We start from the raw sequence: 18,661 nt of genomic DNA, 5'->3' as shown, positions 1-18,661 counted from the left end.
GTCTGCGGTCACTCTAAGTGGAAGACGCCACCCGTCGCCAGAACCGGCCGCCCCCGCCCCGACCGGGGGTTTCCGCGCGTGTCGGTGTCGCGGCATCGGCCCAGGTGGCGTTTACTGGGCGCGTGGACCAGACGGCCTGGCCAGCGCTTGCGTGAGCAAGCACCTCGCTGGGTGCCAGCCGTCGCCGCGAGAGCGGATATCCGACACACGGAAGGACTACTACGTTGGCTCTGCCCACGTTGACCCCGGAGCAGCGTGCGGAGGCCCTGGCCAAGGCGGCCGAGGCCCGGAAGGCTCGCTCCGAGCTGCTCGCGTCGATCAAGTCCGGTCAGCAGTCCATCGACACGGTGCTGTCGAAGGCGAAGGACGACAAGACGATCGGCAAGACCAAGGTCACCCAGCTGCTCAAGGCGGTTCCCGGGCTCGGTGCCGTCAAGGTGGCCGCGCTGCTGGAGAAGGCCGGGATCGACCCGGACCGGCGGGCCGGCGGCCTCGGCGAGCGCCAGCGCGCGGCACTGATCGACGCCCTCAAGTAACGCGTTTCCGCAGGTCGGCGGCGAAGTGTTGCGCCTGTGACACTTCCGCTCGCCGTCGGTCGAGCGGGAGCACAATGGGGGTGTGGATGCCGCAGAGACGCTCGAGGAATACACGCCAGGCGACTTCTTCTTCGCCACCTCACGGCACACGATCTTCGGGTCCGGCTCTCGGCTGACCTTCACCGACACCGACGTGTCGGCACTCGGTGACGCGGTCCCGGCCGCCCTGGCCGGGACCCCGGGGTCGCTCGCGGTCGGTGTCCTGCCCTTCGACACCACCGCGACACCCGGGCACCTCGTCGTGCCCGAAACGGCCTACGTGGCCGCCCCCGCGCACCCCGGCGCCGCCGACCTGCCCCGGATGACCGTCGACGGTCCGGACGCCGTCCGGGCCGTGCCCGAACCCGTCGCCCACGTGGAGGCGGTCGCCCGTGCGGTGCGGGCGCTGACCGAGCGCGGCATGCGCAAGGTCGTGCTCGCGCGTGCGCTCGACCTGGAGTTCCCCGGCGAGGTGCCGGTCCAGGCCGTGCTGCACAACCTCGTCAAGGACAACCCGCACGGCTACACGTTCGCCGCGGCCCTGCCCGGGTCGCGGTCGCTCATCGGCGCGACGCCGGAGCTGCTGCTGTCCCGCAGCGGCCGGCGGGTCGTGTCGCACCCGCACGCCGGTTCCGCGCCGCGCTCGGCCGACCCGGTCACCGACCGGGACAACGCCGAGCGGCTGGCGTCTTCGCGCAAGGACCACATCGAGCACGAGGTCCTGACCGAGGCGATCGTCGAGACGCTGCGGCCGTTCTGCCGCGACCTGCAGGTGCCGCGGACGCCGTCGCTGGTGTCGACGCCGACGATGTGGCACCTGAGCACGATGGTGACCGGGGAGCTGGCCGACCCGGACGTCACGGCCCTGCACCTGGCCGGCGCGCTGCACCCGACGCCGGCGATCTGCGGCTCACCCACCGAGGACGCGCGGCAGCTGGTCGGCGAGCTGGAGCCGTTCGACCGCGGGTACTACGCCGGGACGGTCGGGTGGATGGACGCCCAGGGCGACGGCGAGTGGGCGGTGTCGATCCGGTGCGCTGAGGTGTCCGCATCGCGGCTGCGGCTGTACGCGGGCGGGGGAATCGTGCCGGCGTCGGATCCGAAGGCCGAGCTGGACGAGACGTCCGCGAAGTTCCAGACGCTGCTGCGGGCTATGGGGTTGGAGCTGTAGGGCTCCACCAGCGCTCGGTGACTTTGAGGTCCTCGTCGGCCAGCACCGCGATCGCCGCGCGGTAGCCCTCGCCCGGGTCGAGGTCGGCGAGCCGTGTGCGCGCCGGGTCGAGCGCGGGGTCGTTGGACGCGACCAGGCGGGGCGGCTCGTCCGGGCCGGCCAGCGTGATGCTCCGCAGCGGGATGCGCAGACCCCGGCCGGTGGCCTTCATCAGCGCCTCCTTGCCGGTCCAGTACCGGAAGAACGCGGCCACCCGCTCGGCCTCCGGCAAGCCGTCCAGGCCGTGCTGTTCGGTGTCGTTCAGCGCGTAGGCGATCAGCGAGTCGTCCACCCGGCGGGTCGCGGTCTCGACGTCCAGGCCGACCGGCACGTCGCTGGTCACCGCGACCCCGATCCGCTCGCCGGAGTGCGAGATGGACAGGTCGAACCCGGCGCCGGGCACGCGCGGCCTGCCGTGCGGCTTGCCGCAGTCGTCGCAGGTCGCGTCGAAGGCCACGTCGGCGGGCGCGCGGCCGAGCAACTCCGCGGCGACCGTCTTGGCCAGCACCCGGCCGGTGAGGAACCGCCGCTGGTCGATCTCCTGCCGGTAGGCGCGGTGGCGGCCGCGCTCCACGTCGTCCAGGAGGTCGAGGTACCCGGGCTCGTTCGGCAGCGGCACCGCCCACCACACCGCACACTCGATCACGCCCCCAACCTACGCGGTGCGCGAACACGGGCGTGAGGCTCCGATGAACCTCCTAGGTTGGCCGTCATGAACCTGGTTCACGTCAACGGGGCCGACCTGGCCTACGACGAGGCCGGCGCGGGGCCGGCCGTGATCTTCGTGCACGCGGGCGCGGCCGACCGGCGCATGTGGGCCGCCCAGTTCGACGGGCTCGCCGATACGCACCGGGTGATCCGCTACGACCAACGCGGCTTCGGCGGCTCGGGGGACGCGGCCGGCGAGTACCGCCACTACGAGGACCTCCTCGGACTGATGGACGCGCTCCACGTCGACCGGGCGACCCTGGTCGGCTGCTCGATGGGCGGGTCGTACGCGCTGGAGGCCGCGCTCGCGGCCCCGGACCGGGTCGCCGCGCTGGTGCTGATCTGCTCGGGCCTGTCCGGGCGTGAGTGGCCGGAGTCGATGCGGGCCCGCGCGGCTCGCGAAGTGCACAGCGCGGTGCCCGCCGACCGGTTGCGCGCCTACGCGTCCCGGACCCGGGAACCCGACCCGGCCGACGTCGAAGCGATGGCGCTGGCCCAGGCGCGCTTCCTCGTGCCGGAGCCCGCCGAACTCGTCCTCGACATGCTCCGCGGCGTCTTCCGGCGCACCTGGACCGGGCCGCAGCGGACCGAACGTCATTTGGAACCCGGCCCTGCCGCCCGGCTGGGTGAGGTCGTGGCTCCCACCCTGGTGATCAACGGCTGCCTCGACGTGCCCGAGATCCAGGAGGTCTCCGGCCTGCTCAGCGACGGTACTCGCGGATCGGTCCGTCTCGACGTGCCGGACGCCGGGCACCTGCCGCCGGTCGAGCGGCCGGCCCGGGTCACCGCCGCCCTGCGCGGGTTCCTCACCGAACTCCATTCCGGTGACGCGCCGGGTGCGCTAGCCTGACAGGTAAGCAACCGCTTAGTAGGAGGGCCGACGATGGACTTCAGCTTGAGCACCGAAGAGCGGGAAGTGCGCGACTGGGTGCGCACCTTCGTCCAGCGTGAGCTGATGCCGCTCGAACAGGAGGTGCTGCGCCGCGAACGCCGTGGCGAACCCGGCCTCACCTCGGACGAGCTGACCGCGCTGCAGCTCAAGGCGAAGGAGTCCGGCTTCTGGGGCGTGCAGACCCCCGAGGAGTACGGCGGGATGGGCCTGTCGGCCGTGATGACCGCGCTCCTGGAGGCCGAGCTCGGCCGCACGTTCGTGCCCTTCCGCTTCGGCGGCGCGGCGGACAACATCCTGTTCCACGCCAACGACGAGCAGAAGGAGCGCTACCTGCTCCCGACGATCTCCGGCGAGCGCAAGTCGTGCTTCGCGATCACCGAACCGGGCGCCGGGTCGGACGCGAAGAACATCCGCACCACGGCCCGCAAGGACGGCGCGGACTGGATCATCAACGGCGAGAAGACGTTCATCACCGGCGGCAACGAGGCCGACTTCGTGATGGTGTTCGCGGTCACCGATCCGGAGAAGGGCGCAAACGGCGGCGTCACCTGCTTCCTGGTCGACCGCGACATGGGCTGGAAGTCCGAGCCGATCGACACCATGGGCGAGTGGGGCCCGGCGTCGCTGGTGTTCGACAACGTGCGCGTGCCGGAGAGCCAGATCCTCGGCGAGGAGGGTCAAGGCTTCGCGCTGGCGATGCAGTGGATCGGCCGCGGCCGCTACCTGCTGCCGGCCCGCGCGATCGGGTCCTGCGAGCGGCTGATCTCGATGGCGATCGAGCACGCCAACACGCGCGAGACGTTCGGGGCGCCGATCGCGACCCGGCAGGCGATCCAGTGGATGATCGCGGACTCCGGCGTGGAGCTGGAAGCGCTGCGCTGGCTCGTGCTGCACGCGGCCTGGCAGGTCGATTCCGGAATGGACTCCCGCCACGCGCAGTCGATCGCGAAGCTGTACGGCGGCATCAAGGCCAACGAGATCGTCGACCGCGTCCTGCAGATCCACGGTGGCATGGGTTACACCCGGGAGCTGCCGATCGAGCGGTGGTACCGCGAGCTGCGGCTGCTGCGCATCTACGAGGGCACCGACGAGATCCAGCGGCGCACCATCGCCCGCAACCTGTTGAAGGGTCACGTCAAGATCGGCGGCGCGCTGGGTTGAGAACAACCCTTAGGGCCGCCCCCGTTTCCGGAGGCGGCCCCGAGGGATCTGACAACTGACTCAGGATTCGTTGGCGGCGTCCCGCAGTGCGCGCGGCGCCCCGGCCAGGTCCTCCTCGTTGCAGAGGAGCTTCAGGTCGTAGTACGGCGCGCCTTCGCGGTCGTCGTAGTCGAGGTGGATGGAGACCACATCCACCGGCTCGCCCAGCCACTCCTGTGCCGACCTGAGCCAGTGCGCGCAACGCTCGAGCGCGGTGGGCAGGTCGTCGTCACGGAACTGGACGGGGCGGTAGGGCACATCGTGTACATGATCCTGAGGGTGGGACGGGGCAGGGAGGCCCAGTGCGAGACCCTGCTCATCCAATTCCAGTTGGATCGTTCGCTCAGTCACCCTTCGAGGGTCCCTCAGCCCGGCCGAGTCGGCAAGACCCCAGCTAGGGCCGTATGCGCCACACCTGGGCGGCGACCTCGCGGGCCCGTTCGGCGGCCGTCCCACGCGGGGGTGACGGGCTGCCCAGCATGCGCAGCGCGAGCTGGGCATATCGGGCGGCGAGGCGGTCCAGCGGCAGTGGACCACGTGGTGAGTACCAGCGGGCGACGCCGGTGCACATCTCCAGCAGGGCGAGCCTGGTCACGGCCGGTTCCGGGGCGTCGAACACGCCGGCCGCGACGCCCTGGTCGATGGTGGTGGCCCAGATGTCCTCGTACTCGTCCCGCAGGCCGACGATCCGCCGCCGCGCCGGGCGGGACAGGGCGCTGACCTCGTGGTCCACCACCCGGGTTTCGTCGGGCTGGGCGGCGTGGGCCATGACGTGCAGCGTGACCAGGGCGGACAGCGCGTCGGCCGGGTCGTCCAGGCTGTCCAGCGTCCGGCGCGCGGCCAGCAGGAGCCGGTCGAGGCACTCCCGCATGATGCCGACGAGCAGGTCCTCCTTGGTGCCCATGTAGTGGTAGAGACTGGCGCTGGAGATTCCCGCCGCCTGGGCCAGGTCGCGGATGCCGGTGCCGTGGAACCCCTTGGCGGCGAACAGCTTGACCGCGGCGCGGCGGACGCGTTGCTCGGTGGTCAGAGCCATGTCTGTGCCACCCGGTCGTAGGTCGGGGTGTCCAGTGCGGCGAGCTTGCCCTTGGCGATGCGTTCCGACGGGGTGCGCGGCAGGTCCGCGGTGAGGGACCAGTAGCGCGGGACCTTGAAGTAGGCGAGCTGGGTGGCGCAGAACTCGGCCAGCTCGTCCGGGGTGGTGTCGGCGGCCGGCACGATGAAGGCTTTGACCTCTTCGCCCCGCAGGTCGTCGGGCACGGCGATCACGGCCGCCAGCTCGACGGCGGGGTGCTGCAGGAGGGCGCGCTCGACCTCGTCGGCCGAGATGTTCTCGCCGCTGCGGCGGATCATGTCCTTGGTGCGGCCGACGTAGTGGATCCGGCCCGCGGCGTCCATTGTGGCCAGGTCGCCGGTGTGGAACCAGCCGTCGCGGAAGGCGTGGGCGGTGGCTTCGGGGTCGTCGTGGTAGCCGTGCATGAGGCCGACGCCGCGGATGAGCAGCTCACCGGCGCTGCCGCGGGGCACCGGTTTGCCCTCCTCGTCGGCGATCATCGCTTCGCGTTCGCGGATGGGGCGGCCGATGCAGCCGCTGCCCGGCCGGTGGTCTTCGGGGCGGTCGCGGATGTCGCCGCCCGTTTCGGTCATGCCGAACGCCTCGTACCACGGGACGCCCCACCGGGCCTCCAGGTCGGCGTGCAGGTCGCGGGGGATGGCGGAGGCCATGACCGAGCGGACGCGGTGGCGTTCGTCGTCGGGGTGCGCGGGCTGGCGGAGCAGGAGCGCCGGCATGAGGCCGAGGCAGTAGAACCAGGTGACGCCGTGCTCGCGGACCTTGGGCCAGAAGGTCTTGGGGTGGAAGCGGTCCAGCACCACGAGCGTCGCGCCGGCGGCGAGCCCGGCCGCGACGTTCCACTGTGGATCGATGTAGTGGAACGGTTGCGCGGTGAGGATGGTGTCTTCGTCGGTGAGGTGGGGGAAGTCGTCGACGAGGCTGCGGGCCAGGGTGGTCCAGTAGCGGTGCGGCAGGACGCAGCCCTTGGGGGCGCCGGTGGTGCCGGAGGTGTACTGGATGTTGGTGGGTGCTTCGGCGGCCGGGCGGTGCTCGGGCGGTGCTCCGGCGGGCAGGGCGTCCGGGGTGTGGACGTCGATGCCGATGCGGGTGAGCAGGTCGGTGAACTCGGGCGCGGCGATGGCGAGGCGGGCGCCGGAGTGGCGGATGACGTGGGCGCCGTCGAGTTCGCGGTAGTTGGTGTTGACGGGGACGAGGACCGCGCCGAGTTTCGCGAGGGCGAGCCAGAGCAGGGGAAAGGCGGGCTCGTTGCGAAGCATCACGGCGACGCGGTCACCGGGGCGGATGCCGAGAGCGTGCAGGCTGCCGGCGAGGCGATCGGTCTCGCGGTCGATGTCGCCGAAGGTCAGGGTGGTGCCGGTTTCGTCGAAGAGCCAGGCGGTTTTGTCCGGCCAGAGGCGCGCGGCCCGTTTCGTGAGGGCCACCAGGTCATCGGGAATCATGCGCGGCTGCCCGGGGTGGTGTGGCTGGTTGTGCGTGGTCATACGTGGCTGCCGGGTGTGGGCGTGTGTGGTCTGGCGGGTCGCTGGGCGGTGTGGCGCGGAGCGTGCGGCGCTGCGGTGGTCATGTGGTGCTGCCGAGGGTGGTGCGGGTGGTTGTGGCGTGGCTTGCCGGGCTGCGTGTGGTCATGCGTGGCTTACCCGGGCTTTCGGCGGCGTTCGGAGCTGTGGTGATCATGCGCGGCTGCCGAGGGCGTTCTCGGGCAGGTGCTCGGTGATCAGGGCGTGGCTGACCTCGAGTTCGAGGGCCTGTTCGAGGGCGCTGTCGATGCCCGCGTCGAGGGCGCGCTTGGCGAGCGTGGCGGCCGGGTGGGCCGGGATGCGGCGGGCCCAGTCGAGCGCGGTGGCGTGCACGTCGGGGACGACGGCGTTGACGAGGCCGAGCGCATGGGCGGTGCGGGCGTCGATGCGTTCGCCGAGGAGGAGGAGCTCCTTCGCCTTGAGCGGCCCGACGATGAGCGGCAGCAGGCGGGAGGCAGCGCCGGTGACGCTGAGCCCGAGGCCGGCCTCGGGAAACGCGAAGACGGCGTCCTCGGCGGCGAGCACGAGATCACACCCGAGAGCGAACTCCGCCCCGGCGCCGATGGCGTACCCGTGCACTGCGGCGATGACGGGCTGCGGGATCTTCCGCAGGCGACGCGTGACGTCCTGGAGCCGTTCGATGCGGGCGCGGGAGTCGCCGGTGGGCGTTTCCTTGAGGTCGTGGCCCGCGCAGAAGGCCCGCCCACGCCCCCCGAGCACGACGGCTTTCGTGCCGTCCACCCGGTCCAACGCGGAGAGCAACTCATCGACAAGCACTGGCGCGACGGCGTTCAACCGCTCCGGCCGATTGAGCCAGATGCGCGCGACACCGTCGTCGATCTCGAGGTCCACCGAGGTCATGGAAGGAGGGTAGCCGACCGATCGATCGATCGGCTACGGCTGTTGGCGCCTACCTGTCGTTCGCCCACTCGGGCCCTCAGCAGGAGGGCGCTTCTCGCGCAGGCACGAAGCGCCACTCACCCCACCGCGACCCGCCGCTCAACGCCCCAAGCCCCACCCGCGCCCAAACTTGCGCGACTGTGCCTCTCGCGCCGCACGAAAGTGCCATTTCGTGCCACCGCGACTGCCGACAAGGCTGTCTCGATCCCCACCCGCACCCGACACCCGCGCGACTGTGCCTCTCGTGCCGCGCGAGAGTCCCACTCGTGTCACCGCGACTGCAGCACAACGCCCTCGGTCTCCGCCGTCGAGACCAGCACCTGCGCCACTGTGACTCTCACGCCGCGCGAAGGTGCTTCTCGTGCCGCCGCGACTGCGGCATTGGCTGGCCAGTCACCTCTGGGAGCCGGCGCGTGTGCGAGTGGGCATCTCGCGCCGTCGCGACAGCGTCTCTCGCGCCGTCGCGACCTGCTACCACCGTCATCCGCTCCGCTCGGTCCGGCGCGGCTGGGCCGCTCGTGACGTTCACGAAAGTGCCACTCGCGCGACCGCGAGGTGCGGGGCCGGCCGTCAGGTCAGCTCACGGCGGAGGTCGTCGAGTCGGTCGGCCACGTCGGCGGCCGTGGCGGGTGCGAAGTGGAGCAGCTGGTCGTCGTAGTGCGGTTTCGTGAGCACAGTCCAGCGGCCCTCGGCATTGTCGTACACCCGCAGCGGGAAGCGCGGGTGCCGCGGCTGGCCGCTGTGGTCGCGAACCTCCGCATGCAGCTCGGCGATGAAGTACGGCTCGAGGGACGCCAGGTAGTCGGCGCGCATCACCGCCCGGCTGGGGCGCGTGCCGTTCATCTCCGCCTGCCGCGCGCCCCGGACCTCGCTCCGCAGCACGGTCAGCGACGGCTCCGGCGACTTGCGGACGTCCTGCGGGAGGACGTCGGCGAGCACCTTGCTGAGCCGGTCGCGCTGGAAGGTCCGGACCGAAATCTCCGGCCCCTCCCGCACGGCGACGACCCCGAACCGCTGGTCGGCGGCGACGAGCGTGGAGATGTTGACGCCGGTCGTCGTGTCCGACAGCCACCCGAACCGGGCCTCCGCGGGGGTGGTCAGCAGGCGCGCGAGATCGGCGAACGTCGGCTCGTCGCGGGTGGGCACGTCGTAGCGCGCGAGGGCGGCTTCGACGGCGCGATCGAAGGCGAGGCGGGCGTCGTCGGGGCGCCACACGGCCTGCGGTGCGAGCGCGAGGTGCAGTTCGGCGCCGGTGACCTTGGCGACCATGGCCGCGAGGAGGTCGGCCGGGAACCGTTCCGGTTCGGCGAACCACATGGCGTTACTGGCCGAGGACCGGCGGGGAGACGGTCAGGCCCGTGATGGGGTCGACGGCCTTCTCGCCCTCGGCGGTGAGCTGGAAGTGCTCGTCCTCGTCGACGATGTACTTCCGCTGGTGTTCGCCGTCGTCCTCGCCCTTGCCCCGGTTGCCCGCGCCGGCGCCCATCGCGCCCGGGCTCCCGGCAGCACCCGCACGACCCGACGCGCCGCCGCCTCGGGCGAACGACTCACCGGCCGCGGCGGGGTTGCCGGCGCCGAAGCGCTTGGCCTCGCTGAGCGGGTTGCTGCCGGGACCGAAGCCTGCTCCCGCGCCACGGCCCGCTCCACCGGCGCCGAAGCCCCGGCCGGAGCCGACGCCGCCGCCCCGGCCCGCGCCGCCGCCGGTGCCGACCCCGAACCGCCCGCCGGCTGGGTTGGCGCCGCGGTACCCGGCGGTGTTCCCGTAGCCGGGAACGCCGTACGCGCTACCGCCGGGCGTGCCGTAGCTGCTGCCGCCGCTCGGCTGAGGCGGGTTGTAGGACGCCGCGGCGGGCGGCGCGTAAGCCGCGTCCGAGGCGACGGTGCGCCCGTCGGGCGGGATCTGCCCGGTGGGGGCCTGGTAGGGCCCCGACAGGGACGAGGTGCCGCCGGTGACACCGCCGCCGCCTCGGGAGGCACCCCCAGCGCCCCCGAAGCTCGGCCCGTCACTGGTCGGCTTGTTCTGGATGTCGACGCTGCCGCCGGGCTGGGCGCCCTGGGACACGCCGAGCACGCCGGCGTCGAGGGTGCCGTAGGTGGTCGGCATCCGGGCGCCGTTGTCGCCGGAGGTCGTCGACCAGGCCTGCATGGCCTCGACGTTCTGCTTGGCAGCCGCGTTGGCCGCGGCGATCTGGGCCATCTGGGTGAGGCTGTTGTCCTGGAAGATCTGCTGCGCGAGCGTCGGAGGGGTCTGAGGAGCCTCCGGCACGGGGACGACCTTGTTCTTGGTGTCGAAGAAGGCCTGACTCTGACTCTCGATCAGGTCGTTGGCCGTCTTCATGGCGGCAGCAGCACCCGAATGGGCGACGGCCAGAGGTCCGACACTACGGACAGCAGCGTTGGCGGCGTCGCCGGTCCAGCCTTCCTCCATTGCGCCGGCGAGCGAGGTCACCTGTTCGGCGCGCACCTCGTACTTCTTCATCACCATGCGCAGGTGGTGCTGTGCCTGTTGAAGCTCGCCAGGCCCAGGCGCATTGTGGAAATTCTCGTAAATCTGTTGGCCCGACATAGCGCCGAGTGACGCGGTGGAACCGAGCACTGCACCAGTCATCATTGCCCCCCGGCTTTGATGGTATCGATGACATCGGCCGCGACAACTGATGTGGCTTGGCAGTTGTCCTCGTTCGCCGGACCACGCACTGTCACGTGAAGGATGATCGCATCGCTGATGCCGACGCTCAAGTCGCAGGTACCGCCGGGGCGTAAGTCGACGGGGTTGCTGTAGACGGCCGGATAGTTGCCCACCGTGGTGGGCTTGAAATAGCCATCCTTGTACCAGCCCGCAGCGTTTTGCTTGTAGGTGTTCTCCAAGCCCTTGCCGTCAGGAGTGGCGAACAAGCCCACCTGCACCACATATTCCAGATTCGGGCCGAAACGCCAACTGCATCCGTCGTCCCCATTTTGCCTACCCGACTGGTTTATGCCGAGCTCTGACGTTTGCTGTTCGGTCAAGGTGCTGCAGGCGTCCTTCGCGAACCGTTCGGCTGGGAGGGGATTCTCGATCTGGGGTGCGAGAGTGTCCTCGCCATTCGTATTAGTCGAAGGCGTGACAGTGGATGAAGGCGTGGTGGCGGTGCCCAACGTTTTGCCGTCTGAGTCAGAGCAACCGGTGAGTGCCAGCGCGGCGATCGTCAAAACCGTGATCCCGAGGCCGAAGTTGAATGATGTGGCTGCGATCCCACGGGTGGCGTGCATGCCCATCGACTCAGTCCGTCCTTCCGTAGAGACCTTTGCCAGTGTGGTCTTCGTGCTCGACGTAAGTGCCATTCGCAAGTCGCAGTGTGTTGATCCAGTCCCGTGCATACTGCTTCATCCGCTCGTTGTGCGTGATAGCGGCCTGGATCGACGCCTTCGTCTGATCCGCGTTCTGGCGGGCTGGTTGATCGGCCGTCGGTGGTGTGGCAGAGCTCAGCGCTCGTTGGAGGTCCTGGTAGTCATCGTCGATGTCCTGCAGGAACGCCTCCCACTTCGGGATCAGCGCCGCGATCTGGTCCGGGTCGAAGCGGTACCCGCCCGCTCCGACGAAGCTCAGTCCGGCGCCCACCATCGGCCCGATCCGCGCAGGCCCCTGTGCGGTGCTGATCGCCGACTGGATCTCGCTCTGGGCCTGCCTGCTCCGGTTGCCCTCCGTCATCCGCTCCCCACCCCCTGTGTCGAACGCAGTTCAAGCAGAGACTAGCGCGACCGGATCATGCGCGGCCTCCGGTTGGTCGAAATCCCCGCATAGCATGGGTCACATGCCCGTACGAGAAGCCGAGGTCGGCGACGTCGAGGAGATCTGCGCCCTCATCGAGGAGCACGCCCGCTACGAGGGCAACGACACCCTCGCCCTGGACCGTGCCGAGATGACCAAGCACCTGTTCGGTCCGGAGCCCAAGGCGTGGGTCCTCATCGCGGAACCGCCCGAATCCAACGCCGTCGCGGGGATGGCCTTCTGCTCCTGGAACTTCTCCACCTGGGAGGGCCGCCCGGGCATCTGGCTGGACGACCTCTACGTCCGCCCCGAACACCGGCGCCACGGGCTGGGCAACGAACTGCTCACCGCCCTGCGCGCGCGCACCGACGGGCGCGTCGAGTGGGACATGCAGGCGGGCAACGAACGCGCGGCGGCCTTCTACGCCCAGCTCGGCGCCCAACCGGTCCCCGGCTGGATCCGCTACCGCTGGTCACCGGCCAGTTAGGCAAGGCTGACTCGCGCCGGGACCGCACGTAGAGTTATTGGCATGCCTGACAGTCCGCACCGCTCGCCCTCCTCGTCGATCGAGGACTACATCCGGGTCATCTACGGCCTGGTCGAGCGCGGTGAGGCCGTCACCAACACGACCCTGGCCGGCCGCCTCGAGGTGAGTCCCTCGTCGGCGTCCGGCATGGTCACCAAACTCGCCCAGCAGGGCCTCGTCGAGCACGTCCCCTACCGCGGCATCGAGCTGACCCCCGAGGGCCGCCGGCTGGCACGCGGCGTGCTGCGCCGCCACCGCCTCATCGAGACCTACCTGGTCCAGGAACTGGGCTACACCTGGGACGAGGTCCACGGCGAGGCCGACGCGCTCGAGCACGCGGTCTCCGACCGACTCATCGAGCGCATCGCGGCCAAGCTCGGCAACCCGGTCCGCGACCCGCACGGCGACCCGATCCCGGCGGCCGACGGCAGCGTCGAGGAGGTGCCGACCCGCCTGCTCGACGAGATGGAGCCGGGCGCGGTCGGGCAGATCGTGCGCGTGTGGGACACCGACCCGGACATGCTGCGCTACCTCGCCGACCACGCCATCGCGCTCGGTGAGCGGATCGAGGTCGTGGAGCGGCAGCCGTTCGGCGGCTCGCTCGTGGTCAAGGTGGGCTCCGGCACCGAAGCGGCGACCCACGCCCTGGGCAAGGAAATCGCGCAGGCGTTGAGCGTGGCCGTCTTCTGACGGTGCGCTTCCCGACGTAGTCCGCAGAGCCGACAACCGACGGACGCGGTGACCAGCCCCGCCGGTTCACCATCGACCGCATGACCGACAAACCCTTCCGCTTCGGCCTCGTAGCCGGCCAGATCACCCACCTCACCGACTGGACCGCCCTCGCGCGGCGCACCGAGGTCCAGGGCTTCGACACGCTCCTGTCCCCGGACCCGCTCGGCGGTCTGGACCCCTTCACCACCCTGTCCGCCGCCGCGGCCGTCACCACCGAACTGCACGTCGGCACCTTCGTCGCCGTCAGCAAGTTCCGCGACCGGCGCCTGCTGGCCTGGCAGGCGGAAAGCCTGCACCAGCTCACCGGCGGCCAGTTCGAACTCGGCCTGGGCACGGGACGCCCGGGCGCCGAAGGCACACTCGAGCGGCTCGGCATCGAATTCGGCACGCCCGGCGAACGGGTCCAGCAGATCGCCGAGACCGTCGCCCACCTCAAGCAGCAGGACGACCGCCCCAAGCTCCTGCTCGCCGCCGGCGGCCCGAAGATGATGGCCCTCGCCGGCCGGGAAGCCGACATCGTCACCCTGGCCTGGTGGCCCCGCACCACCGAGCCGGAAGCCCGGGACCTGGTCCGCACCGTCCAGGACGCCGCCGGTGACCGCGACGTCGAGCTCGCCATGAACCTGCTCGCCGTCGGTGACGAACCGGCGCCGTGGCTCGAGCGCTACATCGGCACCACCGTCGCCGACCTCGCCGCGAACGGCTCCGTAAGCGTCCTGCCCGGCAGCACGCGCCAGGCCGCCGACACCCTCCTCCGCCGCCGCGACGAGCTGGGCATCTCCTACGTCACGATCAACTCCGGGTACGCCGACCGGTTCGCCCCGATCGTGGAGCTGCTCAAGGGCCGCTGACGCCACGTAGGGTGTCGGGGTGCGCGCAGTCGTCTTCACCGAGTTCGGAGCAACACCGCAGGTCCGCGACCTGCCCGACCCGTCACCCGCCCCGCACGGCGTGGTCGTCGCGGTCGAGGCGACCGGCGTGTGCCGCAGCGACTGGCACGGCTGGCGCGGTCACGACAGCGACATCACCCTCCCGCACGTGCCCGGTCACGAACTCGCCGGCCGGATCGTCGCGACCGGCGACCGGGTGCGCCGCTGGACACCTGGTGACCGCGTCACCGTCCCGTTCGTGTGCGCCTGCGGCTCGTGCGAGCAGTGCGCCACCGGCAACCAGCAGATCTGCGCGAACCAGACCCAGCCCGGGTTCACGCACTGGGGATCCTTCGCCGAGCTGGTCGCCCTCGACCACGCCGACGTCAACCTCGTCCGCCTCCCCGACAGCCTCGGATCCAACACGGCCGCCGCGCTCGGCTGCCGCTTCGGCACCGCGTTCCGCGCCGTCCTGCGGCAGGGGCGGACGACCGCCGGCCAGTGGGTCGCCGTGCACGGCTGCGGCGGTGCGGGCATCTCGGCGGTCATGCTCGCCGTCGCCGCAGGCGCGCGGGTCGTGGCCGTCGACCTCTCGTCGGAAGCCCTCGCGCTGGCCACGAAACTCGGCGCCGAGGCCACCGTCGAGGCGACCCAGGACACCGCCGCCGCCATCCGCGACATCACCGGCGGCGGCGCGCACGTGTCGCTGGACTGCGTCGGCCTGCCGCAGACCTGCGCGGCCTCCGTGGCGAGCCTGCGCCCGCGTGGTCGCCACGTGCAGGTCGGGCTGATGCCGCCGGGGCAGGGCGTGCCGCCGATCCCGATGCACCGGGTGATCGCCGACGAACTGGAAATCCTCGGCAGCCACGGCATCCAGGCCCACGAGTACCCGGAGATGCTCGCCATGGTCGAGCGGTCCACGATGGACCTGGACGCGCTGATCGGCCGCCGGATCACGCTGGACGAAGCGCCCGGAGCGCTGATGGCGATGGACGATCCGGTCGGCGGCGCCGGGGTCACCGTCGTGGAGTTGCGCGTGTGAAGGCCCCCGGGAGCTACCAGGAGCTGGCGGAGCTGCTCCGGAGCCGGTTGCCGAAACTGGCCTCGGGGCAGCTGCGCATCGCCCACCTGCTGCTCGCCGATCCGGAGGGCACGGCCTACCGGGGCATCACCGAGGCCGCACGGCTGCTGGAGGTGCGCGAGTCGTCGGTGACGCGGTTCGCGAACTCACTGGGACTGCCCGGATATCCCGACATCATGGAGCTGTGCCGCGCGTGGCTGGCCGAACAGGCGCAGGTCGCGCGACGCGCCGAGCACGCCGGTGAAGCGGAGCCGGGCGGCCTGCTCTCCGCGACGCTGGAACAGGAACAGACCAACCTGGCGCGCACGTTCGGCCACCTGGAGCGGGCGTCGTGGCTTCGGGCGGTGGAACTGGTCGCGCGGGCGCCACGCGTGCACGTGATGGGTCTGCGCGAGTGCCGTCCGGTGGCGGACCTGGCGGCGCAGCGGCTGGGCGAGATCCTGCCCGCGGTGCACCGGCTCGGCGGCGGCTCGCTGCCCGACGAGCTGAAGGAGCTGTGCGAGGACGAGCTGCTGGTGGTGTTCTCGGTGCGCCGCTACGCCGCGGACACCGTGCGGGTCGCGAACTACGCCAAGGAAACCGGGCTGCCGGTGGTGGCGCTGACCGACAACGCCGCGTCGCCGCTGGTGGAGTCCGCGGAGGTGGCGTTGTTCGCGGAGACCAGTGGCGTCTCGCACCGGCGGTCGCTGACCGCGCTCACCGCGCTCACGCAGGCCCTGATCACCGAGGTCGCGATCGAGCTGGGCGACCCGAAGCCGGACCACCGGCTGCTGGACACCCTGCACTTCTACTACTGAGCAACGAAAAACCGCCCTCCCCGCGGCAGCGAGGAGGGCGGTCTTCCTACCGGAACTCAGTACCGCCGGTCGACGACGGTCCCGTTCGGGTACCACTGGATGTAGCCCCACTGGAAGTTGTTCCGCCGTCCACCCGCCGAGGCGAACTCGCCCGTCGTCGGGTAGCCGAGGTAGGACTTCTCCCAGCCCAGGGCCGCCCACCGCGCCCGGATCGCGCCGTAGATCTCGTGCGCGCCGGTCGACGGCGAGAAGTAGACCGACCCGTCCTTGCTGAAGTGGTTGTACCGGCCGATGCCGTCCGGCGTGATCAGCTCGTCGGTGATCGGGTAGCCGAGCGGCCCGGCCTCCCAGCCGGTCTGCTGCCACACCTGCCGGATCAGGCCCCAGATCGAGTGGGCCCCGTTCGCCGGCGTCCAGTAGATCGACCCGTCCTTGCTGAAGTGGTTGTACCGGCCGATGCCGTCCGGCGTCACCAGCTCATCGGTCGTCGGGTAGCCGAGCGGGCCGGCCTCCCAGCCCTTCTCCGCCCACTTCTCGCGGATCACACCCCAGATGGCGTGCGTTCCGGTGTTCGGCGAGAAGTAGATCGACGCCGTCAGCGTGCCGGGCGTGCCGATGTAGTGGTTGTACTTGCCCACCCCGTCCGGCGTGGTCAGCTCATCGGTCGTCGGCGCGCCGAAGCGGGTGTGACCGCCCAGCTCCAGGAACTTGCCCAGGATCGCGCCGTGCACCTCGTGCACGCCGGTCTGCGCGGACCAGTACATCCGCCCGTTCTGGTACACCCGGTAGTTGACGTTGCCGTCCTGCACCTCGGGCGCGGTCGGGGCGCCGAGCAGCGCCCGCACCGCGGGGTCGCTGTTGTAGCGCTGGTCGATCGCCGTCGCGTAGGTCGCGGTCAGCGTCAGGTCCGAGGTGACCGTCAGCGTCCGCGTCCGGCTGGTCGACCCGTTCTCCCAGGCGGAGAACTTGGACGCGCCGTCGGACGCGGTCTCCGCGGCCACCACGTCGAGCGTGACGCCCTCGGTCACCAGCGCGCTGTTCACGCCGCCCTCGGACGGGATCTGCAGCGACGCCGGCACGTTCGACTTCAGGGTCAGCCGGTGCTGACGCGGCCAGGCCGTGTAGCTGGTGCTGGTGGACACGCCCGCGCTGTCGGTGGTCGTCGCCGTCAGGATCATCCGGGAGTCCGGGTGGTCGGTGAACGGGACGCTGAAGGTCGAGCCGCTCGCGCCCACGCCGGGGTGCGAGTGGCAGGTCTCCTCCTCCGGGCAGTGCAGCACGATGCTGGTCCAGTCGACCTGCAAAGCGCCGTCCTCGGCGTCGGTCGCGGTCGCCGACAACGAGACGGACTCACCGATCGCGAAGTTCTGCGCGGTCGGCTCGGTCAGCGTGATCACCGGCGTGTGGTTGGCCGGCGCGACGGTGAACGACGTGGTCCCGGCCTTGTTGAGCGGGTCGCGCACGGTCAGCGTCGCGGTGAACGGGCCGTCGGCGGTGTAGGTGTGCGTGGTGGTCACACCGGTGCCGGTGGTGCCGTCGCCGAAGTCCCACGTGTAGGTCAGCGCGTCACCGTCGTAGTCGGTGGACTCGGACGCGTCGAAGGTGACGGTGCGGGTCGCCGGGTCCGAGGTGGTGGTCGCCTTCGCCACCGGGGTCGAGTTGCCCGTCACGTAGCTCAGGCGGCGCAGCTTGCCGGTGTAGATGTCGGCGTAGACCACGTCGCCGTTGGGGGCCGCGGCGAACTTGACCGGGCCGCCGATGTCGGTGGCCAGCGGGGGGTCCTGCGGTGCCTGGGTCAGCGTGCCCGCGGTGTTCCAGCGCGCGGTCCACAGCTTCTTGCCGACGTAGTCGCCGAAGAAGAACGCGCCCTGGTACTCGGCCGGGTAGCTGGATCCGGTGTAGACGATGCCGGCGGTGATGCTGTTGCCCTGGTTGGAGGCGTCGCCGTGGTGGTACTCCCACAGCGGCGCGCTGTTCGTCACCGACGCGCAACCGGGCAGATCCGCGTAGCCGGGGGTGCGGTGGTTGCCCTCCCAGCACGGCCAGGCGTAGTTGCGGCCCGGCTGCACCAGGTCCAGCTCTTCCCACTCGTTCCAGCCGACGTCACCGACGACGGGCAGGCCGCTGCTGGGGTCGAGCGCGAACCGGAAGGGGCTGCGGAACCCGCTCGCGAACACCTTGCTGCGGGTGGCGGTGGGGTTGGCCGCGTCGTAGTACGGGTTGGTCGACACGCCGCTGCCGTTGGCGTTGATGTGCAGGACCTTGCCGTTGAGGGCGTTGACGTCCAGGGTCTTCAGCGCGTTCTCGTCGACGCGGGTGTAGTCGGCGTTGTCACCGATCGACACCCACAGCGTGCCGTCGTCGGCCGCGATCAGACCGGTCATACCGTGCACATCGGACCCGCCGGGCATGTCGATCAGCGTCTGCTCGCCGGTAATGCCGGTGGGGTCGGGCGAACCGGTGACCGTCCACTTCGCCAGGCGCAGCGTGAACGAGGTCGCGTTGGGCACCGAGCGGATCAAGTAGATGGCCTTCGACGTGGCGTAGTCGGGCGCCACGGCCACGCTGACGAGACCCAGGTCACCCTGGTTGCGCACGGACAGGGTGCGCAGGGTCCGCGTGGTGTTGCCGTCGGTGGAGGTCCAGTTGAGCTTGCCGCCCTTGCCGGTGCTCAGGTAGCTCCCGTCCGGCAGGTAGGCGAAGTCGGTGAGGTCGAACGCGTTCTGACCGGTCGGCTGGTCGAGCAGCACGAAGCCGGGCGGTGGCGCGGCGGCGGCCGACGGGGCCGACAGGGCCGTGACCAGGCCCAACGTGATCAGGCCCGTCCC

19 protein-coding genes are annotated in these 18,661 nt (G+C 70.8%); 9 read left to right on the top strand and 10 right to left on the bottom strand.

Going from position 1 to position 18,661, the window contains the following annotated elements; all coding sequences use genetic code 11:
• The first annotated feature begins 224 nt into the window (after nucleotides 1-224).
• Together mihF and IE290_RS18915 are read left to right on the top strand one after the other, a co-directional pair.
• Entirely contained in the window at nucleotides 225-536 is a 312-nt protein-coding gene (mihF, locus tag IE290_RS18920; RefSeq protein WP_026153534.1) for an integration host factor, actinobacterial type, read from the top strand.
• An 82-nt stretch (nucleotides 537-618) separates the two neighbouring features.
• Nucleotides 619-1,746, top strand: a complete 1,128-nt coding sequence (locus tag IE290_RS18915; RefSeq protein ID WP_191245957.1) for an isochorismate synthase — start codon at nucleotides 619-621, stop codon at nucleotides 1,744-1,746.
• Here IE290_RS18915 and IE290_RS18910 read toward each other — a convergent pair.
• Nucleotides 1,727-2,431, bottom strand: coding sequence for a 4'-phosphopantetheinyl transferase family protein (locus tag IE290_RS18910; protein ID WP_191245956.1), 705 nt, complete (start codon nucleotides 2,429-2,431; stop codon nucleotides 1,727-1,729). The two genes, IE290_RS18915 and IE290_RS18910, sit on opposite strands and share 20 nt — an antisense overlap.
• Nucleotides 2,432-2,497: 66 nt before the next feature.
• On the opposite strand from IE290_RS18910, the gene IE290_RS18905 reads away from it, so the two are divergent.
• Together IE290_RS18905 and IE290_RS18900 are read left to right on the top strand one after the other, a co-directional pair.
• Nucleotides 2,498-3,343 carry an alpha/beta fold hydrolase gene (locus IE290_RS18905; RefSeq protein WP_191245955.1) on the top strand — a complete coding sequence of 282 codons (846 nt, stop codon included), beginning with the start codon at nucleotides 2,498-2,500 and terminating at the stop codon, nucleotides 3,341-3,343.
• Nucleotides 3,344-3,376: 33 nt separating this feature from the next.
• Nucleotides 3,377-4,546, top strand: a complete 1,170-nt coding sequence (locus tag IE290_RS18900; protein ID WP_191245954.1) for an acyl-CoA dehydrogenase family protein — start codon at nucleotides 3,377-3,379, stop codon at nucleotides 4,544-4,546.
• A gap of 60 nt (nucleotides 4,547-4,606) precedes the next feature.
• Here IE290_RS18900 and IE290_RS18895 read toward each other — a convergent pair whose 3' ends face one another.
• The 8 genes from IE290_RS18895 to IE290_RS18860 form a co-directional block, all read right to left on the bottom strand.
• The gene (locus IE290_RS18895; RefSeq protein ID WP_026153533.1) at nucleotides 4,607-4,936 is read right to left on the bottom strand and encodes a hypothetical protein; all 330 of its coding nucleotides are present in this window, start codon (nucleotides 4,934-4,936) and stop codon (nucleotides 4,607-4,609) included.
• A gap of 43 nt (nucleotides 4,937-4,979) precedes the next feature.
• Nucleotides 4,980-5,621 carry a TetR/AcrR family transcriptional regulator gene (locus IE290_RS18890; RefSeq protein ID WP_191245953.1) on the bottom strand — a complete coding sequence of 214 codons (642 nt, stop codon included), beginning with the start codon at nucleotides 5,619-5,621 and terminating at the stop codon, nucleotides 4,980-4,982.
• Nucleotides 5,612-7,099, bottom strand: coding sequence for an ATP-dependent acyl-CoA ligase (locus IE290_RS18885; protein ID WP_191245952.1), 1,488 nt, complete (start codon nucleotides 7,097-7,099; stop codon nucleotides 5,612-5,614). Before IE290_RS18885 ends, IE290_RS18890 begins: the two co-directional genes overlap by 10 nt.
• A gap of 231 nt (nucleotides 7,100-7,330) precedes the next feature.
• Nucleotides 7,331-8,038 carry an enoyl-CoA hydratase/isomerase family protein gene (locus IE290_RS18880; protein ID WP_191245951.1) on the bottom strand — a complete coding sequence of 236 codons (708 nt, stop codon included), beginning with the start codon at nucleotides 8,036-8,038 and terminating at the stop codon, nucleotides 7,331-7,333.
• A 609-nt stretch (nucleotides 8,039-8,647) separates the two neighbouring features.
• Nucleotides 8,648-9,394: an ESX secretion-associated protein EspG gene (locus IE290_RS18875; protein ID WP_191245950.1), complete on the bottom strand. Its 747-nt coding sequence runs from the start codon at nucleotides 9,392-9,394 to the stop codon at nucleotides 8,648-8,650.
• 4 nt (nucleotides 9,395-9,398) lie between these two features.
• Complete coding sequence (locus IE290_RS18870; RefSeq protein WP_191245949.1) at nucleotides 9,399-10,643, bottom strand: PPE domain-containing protein; 1,245 nt, start codon at nucleotides 10,641-10,643, stop codon at nucleotides 9,399-9,401.
• A gap of 41 nt (nucleotides 10,644-10,684) precedes the next feature.
• Nucleotides 10,685-11,335 carry a DUF3558 domain-containing protein gene (locus IE290_RS18865; RefSeq protein WP_191245948.1) on the bottom strand — a complete coding sequence of 217 codons (651 nt, stop codon included), beginning with the start codon at nucleotides 11,333-11,335 and terminating at the stop codon, nucleotides 10,685-10,687.
• Between the two features lie 4 nt (nucleotides 11,336-11,339).
• Nucleotides 11,340-11,768: a hypothetical protein gene (locus IE290_RS18860; protein WP_191245947.1), complete on the bottom strand. Its 429-nt coding sequence runs from the start codon at nucleotides 11,766-11,768 to the stop codon at nucleotides 11,340-11,342.
• 103 nt (nucleotides 11,769-11,871) lie between these two features.
• On the opposite strand from IE290_RS18860, the gene IE290_RS18855 reads away from it, so the two are divergent.
• The 5 genes from IE290_RS18855 to IE290_RS18835 all read left to right on the top strand — a co-directional run bounded on the left by IE290_RS18855 (nucleotide 11,872) and on the right by IE290_RS18835 (nucleotide 15,833).
• Nucleotides 11,872-12,315 carry a GNAT family N-acetyltransferase gene (locus IE290_RS18855; RefSeq protein ID WP_191245946.1) on the top strand — a complete coding sequence of 148 codons (444 nt, stop codon included), beginning with the start codon at nucleotides 11,872-11,874 and terminating at the stop codon, nucleotides 12,313-12,315.
• A 42-nt stretch (nucleotides 12,316-12,357) separates the two neighbouring features.
• A complete protein-coding gene (locus tag IE290_RS18850; protein WP_191245945.1) occupies nucleotides 12,358-13,044 on the top strand; it encodes a metal-dependent transcriptional regulator in 687 nt (228 codons plus the stop codon).
• An 80-nt stretch (nucleotides 13,045-13,124) separates the two neighbouring features.
• Nucleotides 13,125-13,937, top strand: a complete 813-nt coding sequence (locus IE290_RS18845; RefSeq protein ID WP_191245944.1) for an LLM class flavin-dependent oxidoreductase — start codon at nucleotides 13,125-13,127, stop codon at nucleotides 13,935-13,937.
• 19 nt (nucleotides 13,938-13,956) lie between these two features.
• Nucleotides 13,957-14,997: a zinc-dependent alcohol dehydrogenase family protein gene (locus tag IE290_RS18840; RefSeq protein WP_191245943.1), complete on the top strand. Its 1,041-nt coding sequence runs from the start codon at nucleotides 13,957-13,959 to the stop codon at nucleotides 14,995-14,997.
• Nucleotides 14,994-15,833 carry a MurR/RpiR family transcriptional regulator gene (locus tag IE290_RS18835; protein ID WP_191245942.1) on the top strand — a complete coding sequence of 280 codons (840 nt, stop codon included), beginning with the start codon at nucleotides 14,994-14,996 and terminating at the stop codon, nucleotides 15,831-15,833. The genes IE290_RS18840 and IE290_RS18835 overlap by 4 nt, the downstream gene beginning before the upstream one ends.
• Before the next feature lie 56 nt (nucleotides 15,834-15,889).
• Here the strand turns inward: IE290_RS18835 and IE290_RS18830 are convergent, their stop codons facing one another.
• Nucleotides 15,890-18,643 (bottom strand): PQQ-dependent sugar dehydrogenase, encoded by a 2,754-nt coding sequence (locus IE290_RS18830; protein ID WP_191245941.1) that lies wholly within the window; start codon nucleotides 18,641-18,643, stop codon nucleotides 15,890-15,892.
• Nucleotides 18,644-18,661 lie beyond the last annotated feature (18 nt).

This window comes from Amycolatopsis deserti, from assembly GCF_014653945.1.
Classification (GTDB): domain Bacteria; phylum Actinomycetota; class Actinomycetes; order Mycobacteriales; family Pseudonocardiaceae; genus Amycolatopsis_E; species Amycolatopsis_E deserti.
This window is presented reverse-complemented; position numbering and strand designations above follow the sequence as displayed.

What these genes read in the sequence shown, in the direction of transcription:
- IE290_RS18855 (WP_191245946.1), top strand. Translation starts at nt 11,872, where the DNA reads ATGCCCGTACGAGAAGCCGAGGTCGGCGACGTCGAGGAGATCTGCGCC.
- IE290_RS18875 (WP_191245950.1), bottom strand. Translation starts at nt 9,394, where the DNA reads ATGTGGTTCGCCGAACCGGAACGGTTCCCGGCCGACCTCCTCGCGGCC.
- IE290_RS18850 (WP_191245945.1), top strand. Translation starts at nt 12,358, where the DNA reads ATGCCTGACAGTCCGCACCGCTCGCCCTCCTCGTCGATCGAGGACTAC.
- IE290_RS18905 (WP_191245955.1), top strand. Translation starts at nt 2,498, where the DNA reads ATGAACCTGGTTCACGTCAACGGGGCCGACCTGGCCTACGACGAGGCC.
- IE290_RS18900 (WP_191245954.1), top strand. Translation starts at nt 3,377, where the DNA reads ATGGACTTCAGCTTGAGCACCGAAGAGCGGGAAGTGCGCGACTGGGTG.
- IE290_RS18890 (WP_191245953.1), bottom strand. Translation starts at nt 5,621, where the DNA reads ATGGCTCTGACCACCGAGCAACGCGTCCGCCGCGCCGCGGTCAAGCTG.
- IE290_RS18880 (WP_191245951.1), bottom strand. Translation starts at nt 8,038, where the DNA reads ATGACCTCGGTGGACCTCGAGATCGACGACGGTGTCGCGCGCATCTGG.
- IE290_RS18885 (WP_191245952.1), bottom strand. Translation starts at nt 7,099, where the DNA reads ATGATTCCCGATGACCTGGTGGCCCTCACGAAACGGGCCGCGCGCCTC.
- IE290_RS18865 (WP_191245948.1), bottom strand. Translation starts at nt 11,335, where the DNA reads ATGGGCATGCACGCCACCCGTGGGATCGCAGCCACATCATTCAACTTC.
- IE290_RS18870 (WP_191245949.1), bottom strand. Translation starts at nt 10,643, where the DNA reads ATGTCGGGCCAACAGATTTACGAGAATTTCCACAATGCGCCTGGGCCT.
- IE290_RS18845 (WP_191245944.1), top strand. Translation starts at nt 13,125, where the DNA reads ATGACCGACAAACCCTTCCGCTTCGGCCTCGTAGCCGGCCAGATCACC.
- IE290_RS18860 (WP_191245947.1), bottom strand. Translation starts at nt 11,768, where the DNA reads ATGACGGAGGGCAACCGGAGCAGGCAGGCCCAGAGCGAGATCCAGTCG.